This window comes from Amycolatopsis sp. NPDC021455 (genome assembly GCF_040640995.1).
In the GTDB taxonomy this organism is placed as follows: Bacteria; Actinomycetota; Actinomycetes; order Mycobacteriales; family Pseudonocardiaceae; genus Amycolatopsis.
In genome coordinates, this window is record NZ_JBFACT010000005.1 from 45,309 (window position 1) to 60,043 (window position 14,735).

The 14,735-nt window shown below is 72.5% G+C and carries 15 protein-coding genes and 1 pseudogene; 9 read left to right on the plus strand and 7 right to left on the minus strand.

Features of this window, described 5'->3' with window-relative positions; genetic code table 11:
* Nucleotides 1-108: 108 nt before the first annotated feature.
* Entirely contained in the window at nt 109-783 is a 675-nt protein-coding gene (locus AB0G28_RS09650; protein ID WP_361085429.1) for a lysophospholipid acyltransferase family protein, read from the minus strand.
* A gap of 51 nt (nt 784-834) precedes the next feature.
* Between AB0G28_RS09650 and AB0G28_RS09655 the strand changes: the two genes are divergently transcribed.
* Entirely contained in the window at nt 835-1,737 is a 903-nt protein-coding gene (locus tag AB0G28_RS09655; RefSeq protein WP_361085432.1) for a glucosyl-3-phosphoglycerate synthase, read from the plus strand.
* Here the strand turns inward: AB0G28_RS09655 and cydC are convergent.
* The 4 genes and pseudogenes from cydC to AB0G28_RS09675 form a co-directional block, all read right to left on the minus strand.
* A pseudogene (gene cydC, locus AB0G28_RS09660) lies at nt 1,673-3,247 on the minus strand (thiol reductant ABC exporter subunit CydC); the annotation flags it as partial. The gene AB0G28_RS09655 and the pseudogene cydC sit on opposite strands and share 65 nt — an antisense overlap.
* Nucleotides 3,248-3,416: 169 nt before the next feature.
* Nucleotides 3,417-4,982, minus strand: a complete 1,566-nt coding sequence (gene cydD / locus AB0G28_RS09665) for a thiol reductant ABC exporter subunit CydD (RefSeq protein WP_361085435.1) — start codon at nt 4,980-4,982, stop codon at nt 3,417-3,419.
* Between the two features lie 9 nt (nt 4,983-4,991).
* The gene (locus tag AB0G28_RS09670; RefSeq protein WP_361085438.1) at nt 4,992-5,960 is read right to left on the minus strand and encodes a cytochrome d ubiquinol oxidase subunit II; all 969 of its coding nucleotides are present in this window, start codon (nt 5,958-5,960) and stop codon (nt 4,992-4,994) included.
* 3 nt (nt 5,961-5,963) lie between these two features.
* Nucleotides 5,964-7,124 carry a cytochrome ubiquinol oxidase subunit I gene (locus tag AB0G28_RS09675; RefSeq protein ID WP_361085441.1) on the minus strand — a complete coding sequence of 387 codons (1,161 nt, stop codon included), beginning with the start codon at nt 7,122-7,124 and terminating at the stop codon, nt 5,964-5,966.
* A gap of 60 nt (nt 7,125-7,184) precedes the next feature.
* Here AB0G28_RS09675 and AB0G28_RS09680 point away from each other — a divergent pair, with 60 nt between their 5' ends.
* From AB0G28_RS09680 to AB0G28_RS09700, 5 genes are read left to right on the plus strand one after another with little or no spacing between them, the layout of a single operon-like run.
* Nucleotides 7,185-7,502, plus strand: coding sequence for a helix-turn-helix transcriptional regulator (locus AB0G28_RS09680; RefSeq protein ID WP_361085444.1), 318 nt, complete (start codon nt 7,185-7,187; stop codon nt 7,500-7,502).
* Nucleotides 7,499-8,167: a permease prefix domain 1-containing protein gene (locus AB0G28_RS09685; RefSeq protein ID WP_361085447.1), complete on the plus strand. Its 669-nt coding sequence runs from the start codon at nt 7,499-7,501 to the stop codon at nt 8,165-8,167. Before AB0G28_RS09680 ends, AB0G28_RS09685 begins: the two co-directional genes overlap by 4 nt.
* Nucleotides 8,164-8,493 carry a DivIVA domain-containing protein gene (locus tag AB0G28_RS09690; RefSeq protein WP_361085450.1) on the plus strand — a complete coding sequence of 110 codons (330 nt, stop codon included), beginning with the start codon at nt 8,164-8,166 and terminating at the stop codon, nt 8,491-8,493. The genes AB0G28_RS09685 and AB0G28_RS09690 overlap by 4 nt, the downstream gene beginning before the upstream one ends.
* Complete coding sequence (locus AB0G28_RS09695; protein WP_361085453.1) at nt 8,490-8,948, plus strand: SRPBCC family protein; 459 nt, start codon at nt 8,490-8,492, stop codon at nt 8,946-8,948. Before AB0G28_RS09690 ends, AB0G28_RS09695 begins: the two co-directional genes overlap by 4 nt.
* On the plus strand, nt 8,941-9,504 hold the full coding sequence (locus AB0G28_RS09700; protein ID WP_361085456.1) for a DNA-3-methyladenine glycosylase I: 564 nt from the start codon (nt 8,941-8,943) through the stop codon (nt 9,502-9,504). Before AB0G28_RS09695 ends, AB0G28_RS09700 begins: the two co-directional genes overlap by 8 nt.
* Before the next feature lie 20 nt (nt 9,505-9,524).
* Here the strand turns inward: AB0G28_RS09700 and AB0G28_RS09705 are convergent, their stop codons facing one another.
* Nucleotides 9,525-10,319 carry an enoyl-CoA hydratase-related protein gene (locus AB0G28_RS09705; RefSeq protein WP_361085459.1) on the minus strand — a complete coding sequence of 265 codons (795 nt, stop codon included), beginning with the start codon at nt 10,317-10,319 and terminating at the stop codon, nt 9,525-9,527.
* A gap of 199 nt (nt 10,320-10,518) precedes the next feature.
* On the opposite strand from AB0G28_RS09705, the gene AB0G28_RS09710 reads away from it, so the two are divergent.
* Together AB0G28_RS09710 and AB0G28_RS09715 are read left to right on the plus strand one after the other, a co-directional pair.
* Complete coding sequence (locus tag AB0G28_RS09710; RefSeq protein WP_013222969.1) at nt 10,519-10,686, plus strand: DUF3117 domain-containing protein; 168 nt, start codon at nt 10,519-10,521, stop codon at nt 10,684-10,686.
* A 90-nt stretch (nt 10,687-10,776) separates the two neighbouring features.
* Nucleotides 10,777-12,228 (plus strand): M17 family metallopeptidase, encoded by a 1,452-nt coding sequence (locus AB0G28_RS09715; protein WP_361085462.1) that lies wholly within the window; start codon nt 10,777-10,779, stop codon nt 12,226-12,228.
* Nucleotides 12,229-12,235: 7 nt separating this feature from the next.
* Here the strand turns inward: AB0G28_RS09715 and AB0G28_RS09720 are convergent, their stop codons facing one another.
* Complete coding sequence (locus AB0G28_RS09720; RefSeq protein ID WP_361085465.1) at nt 12,236-13,153, minus strand: LysR family transcriptional regulator; 918 nt, start codon at nt 13,151-13,153, stop codon at nt 12,236-12,238.
* 50 nt (nt 13,154-13,203) lie between these two features.
* On the opposite strand from AB0G28_RS09720, the gene AB0G28_RS09725 reads away from it, so the two are divergent.
* Entirely contained in the window at nt 13,204-14,388 is a 1,185-nt protein-coding gene (locus AB0G28_RS09725; protein WP_361085468.1) for an MFS transporter, read from the plus strand.
* Nucleotides 14,389-14,735: the final 347 nt, after the last annotated feature.

Sequence of the window (14,735 nt, forward strand, 5' to 3'; positions counted from 1 at the left end):
TCCCGCCGCACGAGCCGGGTCACGGACCCGGCAGACGGCGTCGTTCGGGCCCTGACCAGCGCTTTTGTGTGTCTTTGAGAGAGTTTTGAGACCGCCGGGACGCCCTGCTCAGGCGACGCCCTCGCTCGGGCGCTTGTGGTAGGTGTCGACGTATTCCTGGCCGGAGATCTCCAGGATCGCGTACATCACCTCGTCGGTGACCGACCGGCGGATCGCCGGCGCGTAGTCCTGGCCCTCGTAGCGGGAGAAGTCCAGCGGCTTGCCGAACGTGATGCCGATCTTCGCCAGGCGCGGGATGCGGGCGCCCTTCGGCTGGAGCTTTTCGGTGCCGGTCAACGCCACCGGGACCACCTTCGCGCCGGTCGCCAGGGCCAGCGCCGCGACGCCGGTGTGGCCGCGGTGCAGCCGTCCGTCCAGCGAGCGGGTGCCCTCCGGGTAGATCGCGAAGACGCCGCCCGCGTCGAGGACCTTCCGGGCCGCCTCCAGCGCGGCGAGCCCGGCCTGGGCGTTGCCGCGCTCGACCGGGACGTACCCGAGGCCGCCGAGGAACCCGGCCAAGGCCTTGCCCTTGAGGCCCTTGCCGACGAAGTACTCCGCCTTGCCGAGGAACTTGACCTGCCGCGGCGTCGCGAACGTGATCACGCCGGTGTCGAGCGCCGCCCGGTGGTTGGCGGCCAGGAGCACCGGACCGGTCGCGGGCACGTTCTCCACGCCGTGCACTTCGGGCCGGTACACCGCCCTGACCAGCGGTCCCAGTACGAACCGGACAAGCAGCGCGATCAACGTGTCCTCCTCCTCGGTAGCGGTGCCCCCAGCATGGCACGATCGTTACTCGTGAGTTGGTTCGAGCGGCGTACGTGGCAGGAGCCCGGTTGGACCCCCGCGGACATCGTCGCCGCGAAGGGTGACCGGACGGTTTCGGTCGTGCTACCGGCGCTGGACGAAGAGCGGACCGTCGGTGACGTCGTCGCGTCGGTGCGACCGCTGGTCGGCGGGGTCGTCGACGAGCTGGTGGTCATGGATTCGGGTTCCGCGGACGCCACGGTGGAAACGGCCGAGGCGGCCGGCGCGCGGGTGGTCCGCCGCGAGGACGTCCTGCCCGACCTGCCGCCGGTGCCCGGCAAGGGCGAGGTGCTGTGGCGGTCACTGGCCGCGACCAGCGGCGACTTCGTCGTGTTCCTCGACTCGGACCTGGTCGACCCGGACCCGGCGTTCGTGCCGTCGCTGCTCGGGCCGCTGGTCTCCGAAAGCGGCGTTCACCTGGTCAAGGGCTTCTACCGGCGCCCGCTGCGGCTGGAGAGCAGCGGCGGCGGCCGTGTCACCGAGCTGCTCGCGCGGCCGGTGCTTTCGGCGCTGCGCCCCTCGCTCGGCGGCCTGGTCCAGCCCCTCGGCGGCGAGTACGCGGGCACGCGCGAGTTCCTCGAATCGGTGCCGTTCGCCGCCGGGTACGGCGTCGAGATCGGGCTCCTGCTCGACGCCGAAGCGCGGTACGGCCTCGACGGGCTCGCGCAGGTCAACCTCGGGGTCCGCAAGCACCGGAACCGCTCGTTGCGGCAGCTGGGCGCGATGTCCCGGCAGATCCTCGGCACGGCCCTGGACCGCTGCGGCGTCCCGGCCGCCGACGCGCCGTTCACGCAGTTCGTGCAGGTCGACGAGGAGTGGCTGCCGGACGTCACGGAGGTCCGGGTCGCCGACCGGCCGCCGATGCGGGACGTACTCGCCCGTCCTCGAGGGTGAGGACCTCGTCGAAGCCGTCGAGGTGCTCGGGCCGGTGGGTGACGAGGACCACGCTGCCCTTCGCCTTCGCGAGGACCCGGGCCAGGACGGCGTCGCCGTGGGCGGGGTCGAGGCCTTCGACGGGCTCGTCGAGCACCAGAACTCGTGGCGCCGCCAGGACGGCCCGGGCGAGGATCAGCCGCTGCCGCTGACCGCCGGACAGGGCGTCGCCGTCCGGGCCGGTGTCGCGGTCGAGGGCCAGGTCGAACCCGGCGGTTTCGCAGGCTTCCTTCAGCTCCTCGTCGCTCGCTTCGGGCTTCGCGAGCAGGAGGTTTTCGCGCACCGTCGTGTGGAAGACGTGGGCATCGGCCTCGGCGCCCGAGATGACCCGGGAGAGGTCGGCGTACTCGCCGAGCGGGTGGCCGTCGAGGGTGACGCGGCCTTCGGTGGGGGTTTCGCTGCCGAGCAGGAGGCGCAGCAGCGTCGTCTTGCCGGCGCCGCTGGGGCCGAGGACGCCGACGCGCTTGCCGGGCGGGAGGTCGAGGTCGATCTCCTTGAGCGCCGGGGCCCGGCCGAGGTGGCGGACGCCGGCCTTTTCGAGCCGGAAGTGGCCTTCCGCGGTGGTGCGCGTCCCGGCCGGGACGGCGGGTTCGCTCAGCACGGCTCGCACCCGCGCGGCCGACGCGCGGATCTCCGGCACGCGCCGGGCGGCGCCGATCAGCGGGAGGACGACCTCGAAGGTGGTCATGGCGGCGAGCGTCAGCGCGGCGGTCCCCGGCACCGAGTGGTGGGCCAGCAACCCGACGGCGACGGTCGTGAGCAGCTGGACGAGCACTCCGGCGGCGGTCAGCAGGGCCGTCTTGGCGGACGTGGTGCGTTCGCCGCGGGCGAGGTCGCCGACGACTCCGGCCGCCCGGTCGCGGTGCTCGCCGAGGGCGCCCGCGGCGACGAGCTCGCGGCGCCCGGTGACGAGTTCGACGGCGCGTTCGGCCAGCTCGGCGCGTTTCGGGGCGCTCTCCCGGGCGGCGCCGCCGGTGGCGCGGACGACCAGCCACGGCAGGAGCCCGCCCGCGACGACCAGCCCGGCCGCGAGCGCCAGGGCAGCCGGAACGGACGTGACGGCGGTGGTCCCGACGGCGACGAGCCCGACGATCGCGGCGACGCCCGCGGGCAGCAGCCACCGCAGCACGGCGTCCTGCAGAGCGTCCACATCGGACACGAGCCGGGTGACGAGGTCGCCGCCGGAGTACCTCGATCCGGGCAGGAGGGCTTGGTAGACCCGGCCACGCAGGGCAGCGAGCCACCGGAGGACGACGTCGTGCCCGGCGAGGCGTTCGGCGTACCGCAGGCCGCCGCGGAGCAGGGCGAGCGTCCGGACGGCGACGATGGCGAGGGTGAGCGCGGCGAGCGGCGGCCGTTCGGCGGCCCGGAGAAGCAGCCAGGCGGCGGTGGCCATGAGCGCGAGGGCGGCGAGCTCCGCCCCGGCACCCAGGAGCGCGGCACGGAGGAGCCGGAGTACGTCCTTTGTGGACGCGGTCCACCGGGTTCGGGTCCGCTCGAGCCGGGACGCTTGTCCGCTCGCCGGAGTGTGCGGTGGTCGTTGTTGCGCGCGGCCGGTAAGTGTCCTGAACGACTCGTTCAGGACCTCGCAGGTCCTGAACGACTCGTTCAGGACATTCGGAAAGGGGGCCGCTCGGCGATCAGTGGACAACTGCCGCCTCCGGCGGGCAGATCCGGCCGCCGCGCAGCTCGATGACGCGCGAGGCCGGCGAAACCATGGCCGGCCGATGGGCGACGAGCACCGCCGTCCGGCCCGGCAGCAACCGGCGGGTCGCCGCGAGCACCGCCGCTTCCGTGCGGGCGTCCAGCCGGGCCGTCGGCTCGTCGAGCAGCACCAGCCCGGCCGAGGAACGTGCCAGCGCCCGAGCCACCCCCACCCGCTGCCGCTGACCCGCCGACAGCACCGAACCCAGTTCGCCCACCGGGGTGTCGAACCCCAGCGGCAACCCCGCCGCCACCGGATCGAGGGCCGCCGCGCGGGCCGCCGCGGCGACGTCCGCCGACGGCACGCCAAGAGCGATGTTCGAAGCCAGCGAGCCCCGGAACAACGTCGGCCGCTGCGGGACCCAGGCCACGTCGGCCAGCCAGTCGGCGGAAGACAGCGACCGCAGGTCGACGCCGTCCACCAGCACCCGCCCCGAGGTGGGCGTCACGAACCCCAGCAACACCGACAGCAACGTGCTCTTCCCCGACCCGCTCGGCCCCACCAGCGCGACACTCGAACCGGCAGGCACCACCAGGTCCACCTCGGACAAAGCCGGCACACCGTCGTAGGAAACCGAAACCCGCTCCAAGACCACCGAAGGCGCACCCCGCCGCCGGACAACCGTGCCCGAACGGGAAGCGGCCATCGGGACCGCGAGAGCCTCCCGCAACGCCGCCAGCCCCTCCTCGGCGGCGTGGAACTTCGCGCCCGCCGCCCGCAGCGGCAGGTAGGCCTCGGGCGTCAGCAGCAGAACCACCAAGGCCGTCCGCGCGTCCATGCTCCCGGCCAGCAACCGGAACCCGATCGGCACCGCCACCAGCGCCACCGACAGCGTCGCCACCAGTTCCAGCACCAACGCCGAAAGAAACGCCACCCGCAGCGTCTTCACCGTCGCGGCGGCGTGGGCGTCGGCCATGGCACGGACTGTCCGCGCCTGCGCCCGAGCCCGCCCGAACACCTTCAGCGTGCCGAGCCCGCGCACGACGTCGAGGAAGTGCCCGCCCAGCTTCGTCAGCAACTGCCACTGGACGGACGCCCGCGTGTGTTTCCCGACGAGGATCGCGAACACCGGGATCAGCGGCAGCGTGCCGACGACGACCAGCGCCGACGTCAGGTCCGTCGTGCACAGCCGCGCGATCACCGCGACCGGCACGACCACCGACACGACGAGCGACGGCAGGTACCCGGTCAGGTAGCTGTCGGTCGCGTCGACCCCGCGCGTCACCTGGGTCGCGACGACGCCGGCGCGGTCGGAAGAGGAATCGAGCAGACGTCGCCGCAACCCGGCGCGCACCGTGGCGGCGAACCGTCCACTAAGGACGCCGTGGCCTTGCGAAAGCAGCACCCGCGCCGCGATCGCCACGACCAGGAAGACCGAAACCCCGCCGCCGGTCAGCAGCGTGGCGAGACCTTCGGCCTGGAAGAGCACCGCCGAAGCGGTGAGCACCCCGAGCAGGCTCAACGCGGCGAGATACCGCCGGAGTCCGGGCAGTGCGGGCACGACGTCCTCCTAGAAGTGCAGCAGCGAGTGCTGGTCGACGGGACCGCGGTGGGCGCGCCAGGTCAGCCACTGCACCACCAGCAGCACCAGCACGGCCGGCGGCGCGAACCAGGCCAGCACCGCGAACGTCTCCGGCGCGGTCGCCGCCTGCTCGAGCGTCAGCGTGTCCCGCGCCGACACCAGCACGGCCGGGAACCGCAAGGTGCCCACGAGCAGCGCCGGGCAGGCCGACAGCACCATCGACCCGACGAGCGCGACCCGGTACCGCCGCACTGCCAGCCCGGCGCGGGTGACGGCGAAGGCCGCGAAGGCCAGGACGACCGCCCCCGAACCGAGCACCGAAACGCCGTGGAGCGCGAAGTACCCCCACACCGAGGCGATCACCAGGAACGCGAACACCGGTGCCGAGAAGGCGCGAGCCAGCCGGGCCGCCCGGCCCGCCAGTTCGGCCGGCGCCCGCACCGCCAGGAAAGCCGCGCCCTGCAAGCAGAACAACGCGACGAACCCCAGTCCCCACAGCACCGCGTACGGGGTGAAGAGGGCGAGCACGTCGCCGACCGGCGGCAGCCCGACGACCAGGTTGCCGAGGAACAGGCCCCACGACAGCGCCGTCACCAGCGCGCCGCCGACGATGCCCGCCGTCCACGCGCCGCGCCGGGCGTCCGGGCGGCGGCTGCGCAGCTGCATCGACGCCGTGAACGTCACCAGGCCGAGCAACATCGTCACGACCAGGACGTACGCCCCGGCGAACACCTTGCCCTCCAGGTGCGGGAACGCGCCGAACAGCAGGCCGACCGCGGCCACCAGCCACACCTCGTTGGCCAGGAAGAACGGCCCGAGCGCGCCGAGTGTCTGCCGTCGCCGCCGCTCGCCGGCCTCGAAGCCGGGCAGGAGGATGCCGACGCCGTAGTCGTACCCCGCCAGCGCGAAGTACCCGCAGGTCAGCAGGCCCAGCACGCACCACCAGAAGGTCGCCATCGGTCAGACTCCGCTCAGGACGGGCAGTTCGGCGGGCTCGCCGGCCGGGTCCGGGCCGCGCTTGGCGACGCGCGCCATGAGCACCCAGTCGGCCACCGCGAGCGCGGCGAACAGCAGTGAGAAAGCGATGAAGGAGAACAGGATCTGGCCGGCGGGGACCTCCGCGACCGCGTCGGCGGTGCGCAGCTTCCCCCAGACCAGCCACGGCTGACGGCCGAGCTCGCGCACCAGCCAGCCCATGATCGCCGCGGCGAACGGCAGCGGGATCGCCGCGACCATCAGGTAGTGCAGGAACCGCGCCCGGGTGAGCCAGTTCCTGATGAGCAGCAGCGCACCCAGGAGCGCGCAGAGCAGCATGAGGAACCCGAGCATGATCATGATGCCCAGCGGCAGGCCGACCCCGCCGGCCTTGAGCTTGTCCGGCTGGTACATCTTCAGCTGACCGAACTGCGCGAAGCCCTGGTTGACCACCAGGATCGAGCCGAGCAGCGCCGCCACCACGCCGATCCGCATCGAGCGGCGGAAGAACTCGACCTCGCCGGTGCGCTTGAGGAAGTGCCACGCGCTGACGCCGACGACGAAGAACCCGCCGGTCACGATCGCCGCGCCGACGACGTGCGGCAGGGACGCGGCCAACGCCGGGTTGGCGAACAACGCGCCGAAGTCGTCCAGGCGCAGCGTGCCGTTCTCGACGTGGCTGCCGACCGGGTTCTGCAGGAACGAGTTCGCCAGCATGATGAACAGCGCTGACGCGTACGCGGTCAGCGTGACCAGCCAGATCAGCGCCAGGTGCAGCCCCTTCGGCAGCCGCCCGAAGCCGAAGATCCACAGGCCGAGGAAGGTCGACTCGAGGAAGAACGCGACCAGCGTCTCGATGGCCAGTGGCGCGCCGAAGACGTCGCCGGCGAAGGCGGACAGCCCGGTCCAGGTCAGCCCGAACTGGAACTCCATGACGATTCCGGTGGCGATCCCCAGCGCGTAGTTGATCACGTAGAGGCGGCCCCAGAAGCGCGTCATCCGCAGCAGTTCCGGCTTGCCGCCGAAGGTCCAGCGCGTCTGCATCACGGCCACCAAGGTGACCAGCCCCAGGGTGAGCAGCACGAACAGGAAGTGGAACGAGGTCGTCGTCGCGAACTGGAGCCTCGCGATCGGGAGTGCGTTCATGTAGGCAGGCTACACGTAGCTCGGCTACATGTAGGGAGCCGACGTGTAGACTGCGTACCCATGAAGCCGGACACCTTGCGCGGACACCTCGACGCGTTGCTGCTGGCCGTGCTCGACGGCCGGAAACTCCACGGCTACGCCATCATCGAGGCGCTCCAGCTGCGCAGCGACGGCGCGCTCGACCTGCCGACCGGCACCGTCTACCCGGCGCTGCGCCGGCTCGAGCGGGCCGGCTGGCTCGCCAGCGAGTGGGACGTCGTGTCCGGCCGCAAGCGGCGCACCTACCGCCTCACCCGCACCGGCCAGCAGGCCCTGCAAGCCGAGCGCGCCGAGTGGCGGGAGTTCACCACGGTCATCGCGGGAGTGCTCGGCGCATGATCGACGAATACCTCGCCGACCTCGACCGTCGGCTGCACGGCTGCGGCCGCTTCAAGGCCGACCTGCTCACCGAGGCCCGCGACGGCCTGCACGACGCCGCCGACGCCTACCGCGCCGGCGGCTGGAGCGACGAGGACGCACAGCTCCGCGCGGTCGCCGACTTCGGCCCGGCGGACGTCGTCGCCCACGACTACCAGGCCGAGCTGGCCATGCTCAGCGGCGTCCGCACGCTGTGGAAGCTCGTCCTCGGCATCCCGGCGATGCAGATTTCGTGGGACTACGCGCGGATCCTCACCTTCGGCGAGTGGACGAGGCTGTCGACGCCGACGCCGGAGTGGTACCGCGTGATCGCGCACGCCACGCACGGCGCCGTGTTCGTCGTGCCGGTGATCGGCCTGATCGCCCTGGTCGGCATCCGGTGGCTCTCGCGCCGGCTCGACGCCGTCCGGCTCGCCCGGTTCTGCGGCGCGCTGATCGCGCTGGCCGTCGGCATCAACCTGGCCTCGGTCGGGCTGGTGATCGGCTCGACCGGACTCGTCGACGTCTCCCGGCTGTTCCTGAGCGTCCCGTGCGTCCTGCTGATGCTCGCCTGGGTGGCGCTTTCGATCCGGCTCGTCGTGCTCGCGAGACGTTCCTGGGGCAGGTATGCCACGATCGTCGCGTGACGACCGCGCTGATCTACCTCGTAGTCATGCTGCTGGTGGCGGCCGTGGTGTTCCTGCTCGCCGCGGTGGTGTTCGGCCGGGGTGAGGAGCTCGCCCCGCTGCCCCCGGGCAGCTCGCCCACGCGGCTGCCCGCCGAGGACATCACCGGAGAGGACCTGTCCGAGGTCCGGTTCCAGCTGGTCCTGCGTGGCTACAAGATGTCCGAAGTGGACTGGGTGATGCGCCGGCTCGGCGTCGAGATCGACGAGCTGCGCGCCCGCGTCGCCGAGCTGGAGCAGCGTGAGCACGAGCGGGAGAGCACGCCCTCGCCCGAGGCTTCCCCGTGACGGACCTGATCCTGTCGGTCGACGTCCGCGCCCCGGCCGGGACGACCTGGCTCGCGCTGACCGACTGGACGCGTCAGGGCGAGTGGATGCTCGGCACCGACGTCGAGGTCGTCGAGGGCAACGGCCGCAGTGTCGGGTCGCGGCTGGCGGCGTTCACCGGGGTGGCCGGCATCGGCTTCACCGACACCATGGAGATCACCAGCTGGGAGCCGCCGGTGCGGTGCGCGGTCCGGCACCTCGGCAGCGTCGTCCAGGGCACCGGCGTGTTCCAGGTGGTGCCGAAGGGTGCGACGCGCTCGACGTTCGTCTGGGCCGAGCACCTGCGGCTGCCGTTCGGGCCGCTGGGCAGGCTCGGCTGGCCGGTGGCGCGGCCGGTGTTCGCGCTGGGGGTGCGCCAGTCGCTGCGGCGGTTCGCGCGGTTCGCGGAGAACTATTCGGTGGGTGGGGATGAGTGAGCTTTTCGGCGCCGACGGCGTCGCGCGGTGCAGCTGGGGCAATTCGGCCCCGGACTACGTCGAGTACCACGACACGGAGTGGGGCGTGCCGCTCCACGGCCAGGACGAACTGTACGAGCGGTTGTGCCTCGAATCGTTCCAGTCGGGCCTGTCGTGGATCACGATCCTGCGCAAGCGGGAGGCGTTCCGGAAGGCGTTCAAGCGGTTCAAGCCGGCGAAGGTGGCGAAGTTCGGCGACGCCGACGTCGAACGGCTGATGCAGGACGCGTCGATCGTGCGGAACCGGGCGAAGATCCTCGCCGCGATCAAGAACGCGCAGGCCATCGCCGCATTGGACACGCCGCTGGACGACCTGCTGTGGTCGTTCGCGCCTTCGTCGCACCAGCGGCCCGCGACGATGGCCGACGTCCCGGCCGTCACCGACGAGTCCAAGGCGATGGCCAAGGAGCTGAAGAAACGCGGGTTCGTCTTCCTCGGCCCGACGACGTGCTACGCGCTGATGCAGGCCACCGGCATGGTCGACGACCACGTCCAGGGCTGCTTCCGGGCCGGCTGAGCCCGGAAGCAGCCGCGACGTCACTTGCCCTGGAAGGACGGCTTGCGCTTGCCGACGAAGGCCTCGACGGCTTCGGTGTGGTCGGCGGTCGCGCCGAGCGCGGTCTGGGCGGCGTCCTCGGCGGCCAGTGCCTCGTCGAACGTCGACTGGGCGGCCAGGGTGAGCACGCCCTTGATCTTCGCGTAGGCGACGGTCGGCCCGGCCGCGAGCTTCGCCGCGATCCGCTGGGCGCGGGCCGGCAGCTCCTCGTCCGGCACGACCTCGCCGACCAGGCCGAGCCGCAGCGCCTCGGCCGAGTCGACAGTGCGGGCGAGCAGCATCAGCTCGGCGGCGCGGCCGTAGCCGACCAGCCGCTGCAGCGTCCACGACGCGCCGGAGTCCGGGCCGAGCCCGACGTTGGCGAACGCCATCAGGAACGACGAAGATTCGGCGGCGATCCGCAGGTCGCTGGCGTAGGCGAAGGCGGCCCCGGCACCGGCGGCCGTGCCGTTGACGGCCGCGACGACCGGCTTCGGCATTTCCACGATCGTCTTGACGATCGGGTTGTAGTGTTCCTTCACCGTGTGTAGCGGAGCGGGGTCACCCGCTTGCAGCAGTCCCACGTGCTCCTTCAAATCCTGGCCGGCGCAGAACGCCTTGCCGGAACCGGTCAGCACGACCGCGCGGACTCCCTCGTCGTCCGCCGCCTCGCGCAGCGCCGCGAGCAGTGCTTCCTTCAGCTCGACGGTCAGCGAGTTGTACGCCTGGGGCCGGTTGAGGGTGAGGGTGCGCACCCCGTCGGCGTCGGCGGTCAACAGGACGTCGGATGTGGTCACGTCTTCTCCTTGCGCGGAAAACTTCGGTCGGCCGAGAGTCTTTCACCTCGCGCGGGCCGCATACCAGCACCGATACGGCGGCAAAAGATCCCCTCCGCTGATGCGCCCGGCCGCTGATGAGGGACAATGGACACCAGACCCGGCTGGCTTTCACGCGAGCGCGACCCGGGCGCGCCGGTTGAGACGGAGGGAGCACGCTATGGCGGCCATGAAGCCCCGGACCGGAGATGGTCCCCTCGAAGTGACTAAGGAGGGGCGGGGCCTCGTGATGCGCGTACCGCTCGAGGGTGGTGGGCGGCTCGTCGTCGAGCTCTCCGCGGAAGAAGCGAAGGACCTCGGCGCCGCGCTGGCGGAGGTCACCGGCTGAGCCGGCCTCCTCGATCCGTCCTTCCGTCGCACCCCGGTCTCCGTTCGGAGGCCGGGGTCGCGGTTCCTCTGCGCCCGAAGGTTGCTCACTGTGCGTAATCCGCTACCGCCCGTTCCGACTACTCTGCTCGACATCGAGGTCGTGGCGGAGCTCCGCCGCGGCGTCCCGACGGCCCGGCTGGTGGCGGCTCCCGACAACGATGACGTCGAGCCGTTGGAGATCGAGGGCGTCCGGATCAGCGGCAAGGCGGGCGACGTCCAGACGGTGCCCGGCGACGGTCCCCGCTGGGTCGCGGGGCTCGGCGGCGGTGAGCCGAAGGAGTACCGCAAGACCGGCGCGGCGCTGGTCCGCGCGGTGAACGCGGCCCTGGCCGAGGACGTCGATCACGGCGGCAAGGCGTTCCGCGCGGTGCAGCTGGCGCTGCCCGAAGAGGCGGACGGCGAGCACGTCACCGAGCTGGCGCTGGGGCTCCTGCTGGGCGGCTACCGCTACAAGGTGTCGGGCGAGAACGTGAAGCCGTCGGTGCGCACGATCCGGCTGGTGACCGAGAACGAGGCAGCGGCTTCGCTGGTCGAGCGCGCTTCGGCGCTGGCCGCGGCGACGGCGCTGACGCGCGACCTCGCGAACACGCCGTCCAACGTGAAGACGCCGGCGTGGCTGGCGGACACGGCCGCTCGCGTGGCGGGTCCGCGCGTCGACGTGACGGTCCGGGACGAGAAGTGGCTGGCGGCGCAGGGCTTCGGCGGCGTCCTGGCGGTGGGCGGCGGTTCGGCCCGGCCGCCGCGGCTGATCGAGCTGGCCTACCGGCCGCCGGGCGCGTCCCGGCATCTGCTGCTGGTCGGGAAGGGCATCACGTTCGACACGGGCGGCCTGTCGATCAAGCCCGCCGACGGAATGCACCTGATGCGCACGGACATGGCGGGCGGCGCGGCGGTGATCGCCGCGACCCGCGCGATCGCCGCGCTGGAGCTGCCGATCCGCGTGACGGCCCTGGTCCCGGCGGCGGAGAACCACGTCTCGGGATCGTCGTACCGGCCGGGCGACATCGTCCGCCACTACGGCGGCAAGACGACCGAGGTGGCGAACACGGACGCGGAGGGCCGGATGGTCCTGGCCGACGCGCTGGCGTACGGCATCGAGCGGTTCACCCCGGACTACGTGGTCGACGCGGCGACCTTGACGGGCGCGATGAAGGTCTCGCTGGGCCTGCGCACGGGCGGCCTGTTCGCTTCCGACGACTCGCTGGCGGCGCTGGTGTCCGAGGCGGGCTCGAGGGTCGGCGAGGCGTGGTGGCGGATGCCGCTGGTGGAGGACTACGCGGACAACGTCCGCGGCGAATTCGGCGACGTGCGCCAGACACCGCCGGGCCCGGGCGGCATCACGGCGGCGCTGTTCTTGCGCGAGTTCACGGCGGGCCTGCCCTGGGCGCACCTGGACATCGCGGGACCGGCCCGGTCGGAGAAGAACTACGACGACGTCGTCCCGGGCGCGACGGGCTTCGCGGCGCGGACCCTCGTGGAGCTGGCGGCTTCCCTGGGCTGAGTGCCCCTCATGGACTGGTGTCCGCTGTCGTCAGGACGTGGTCGCGGAAGCCCGTCACCGCCGGGGTCATCGGCTCGTCGGCCCGCCACGCCAGGCCGATCGTCCGGTACGGCCGCGGGCTCAGCGGCACCTCCGCCACGCCCGCCGGAGTTCCGGGTCCGAACCGCGGCAGCAGCGCCACCCCCAGCCCCGCCGCCACGAGGCCGCGTACCGTGTCCGACTCCTGGCCCTCGAACGCGATCTTCGGCGTGAAGCCGGCCGCCGCGCAGAGCTCGTCCGTCAGCGTCCGCACCCCGTAGCCCGGTTCGAGCAGCACGAACTCCTCGTCCGCCAGCTCCGCGACCCGCACCGAGCGCCGTCCCGCCAGGCGGTGGCCCGCCGGGACCGACAGCAGGATCTCCTCGTCCACCAGGCCGGCCGAGGCCAGAGCCGGCTCCACGGGCAGCGGGGCCAGCAACGCCAGGTCCAGCTCGCCGCCGGCCAACCGGTCGACCATGTCCTGCCGCGAGCCCTGGACGAGCGTGAACCGCACGCCCGGGTGCCGCGCCCGGTGGCCGCGCAGCAGCGAAGGCACCAGCGACCGCCCGAGCAGGTGCAGGAACCCGAGCACGACGTGCCCCGACTCCGGCGACACCTCCTCGCGCGCCAGCCGGACGCCGGTGTCGACCGCGGCCAGGCCGCGTGAAGCCGCCTCCGCCAGGAGTTCCGCCGCGCGCGTGAGCCGGATCCCGCGGCCGTCGGGCACGGTCAGCGGCGCTCCCAGCGCGTCGGTCAGCGCGGCGAGACGGCGGCTCACCGTCGGCTGCGGCACGCCCAGCAGCTCCGCCGCGCGTGTGATGTTCCTCGTCTCCCGCAGCGCGGCGAGCAACGGCAGGTGCGGCGCGACCTGCGCCGACAGCGAGTCATACGTCACCGTATGAATCATTCCAGACAAGCGCATTGGACGTATTGATTAGCCTTCCTTACTTTCAGGCTGTGACCACCACGCGCCGAGTCAAAACCGCTGTCGCCGCGGCCGGGATCTCGTCTTTCGCCCTGCTCTACGCCCCGCAGCCGGTGCTGCCGCAGCTCGCCGCGCAGTACCACCTCGACCCCGGCGGCGCGGCGCTGGCGATCAGCGTCGCGACCGGCGCGCTCGCCATCGCGGTCCTGCCGATCGCCGCGTTGTCCGAGGTCACCGGCCGCCGGCCGGTGATCGTGACGTCCGTGGTGGCGTCGGTGGTGTTCGGGCTGCTGGTGCCGTTGATGCCGACGTACCCCGCGCTGCTCGTCCTGCGGGCGCTGCAGGGCGTCGCCATCGCCGGATTCCCCGGGGTCGCGGCGGCCTACCTGGCCGAACGGCTCGGCCGAGCGGGCGTCGCGGCGGCGGTGGGCGCGATGATCGCGGGCAACACGGTCGGCGGCATGCTGGGCAGGCTGGCCAGCGGGTTCACCGCCGGCCCGCTCGGCTGGCGCGGCGCCCTGTACGTGGTCGTGGGGGTGGGCGCGGTGTGCTCGGCGATCACGGTCGTGACGCTGCCGCCGGGCACCAGCCGCGGCGACGTCCGGCTCAAGGCCGTCGCGACCGGCCTGGTCACGGCGCTGAGCCGCCCGGTGCTGCTGGCCCAGTACGCCGTCGCGCTGCTGGCGATGGGTTCGTTCGTCGCCCTGTACAACGCCGCGGGCTTCCGGCTGACCGGCGATCCCCTGCACTTGTCCCCGGCGGTCGCGTCCCTGGTGTTCCTGGCGTACGCGACGGGTTCGATGTCTTCGGCGGCGGCCGGACGCCTGGTGGCGCGGGTGGGCCGCCGCCGGGCGCTGATCGGCTCACTGCTGCTGACGGCGGCAGGCGCGGCGCTGACGCTGCCCGATTCGCTGCCGCTGGTGATCGCCGGTTTCCTGCTGCTGACGTGCGCGTTCTTCGCGGCGCACGCAGTCGCGAACGGCTGGGCGGCGGCCGAGGCCCCCGAGGACGCGCGTGGCCAGGTGGGCGGCACGTATACGGCGTCGTACTACCTCGGCAGCAGCGTGGGTGGCGCGGCCGGGGCGTGGGTGTACGGCCACGCGGGGTGGCCTTGGCTGATCGCCGTGGTCGCGGTGTGGCTGCTGCTCGCGGTGGCGGTGGTCGGCGCCGCGACGCGGGTGCGCGTAGTACGGCGGGAGCTGGTGAACGCGAGCTGACCCGCCCTCTCCGGCAGGCTCCAGTGCCCACCACCCCGAAGCCCGATTGTGACTACGGACGGCAGTGCCGGGTCAAGGCGGGAAAGCGTGCCTGACCCGGCACTGCCGTCCGTGTGCTGGCTTCGTATCGGGGTTGCGGGGGCCTGGGTGATCCCGGGGCCGGTCATCCCTCAGTGTGCGGTTCACGCCGTTCTGCGCCTGCGGGGCTCTGGTCGCAGCGGGGCCGGGAGGCACCGAGCCCGCGTCGCGAATGACTCATTCGGGACGCGGGAGGTCCCCAATGACTCATTCGCGACACCATGCCCGGTTGCAAACGACCGGTTGTCCACAACGCGCCAGGCCTGTGG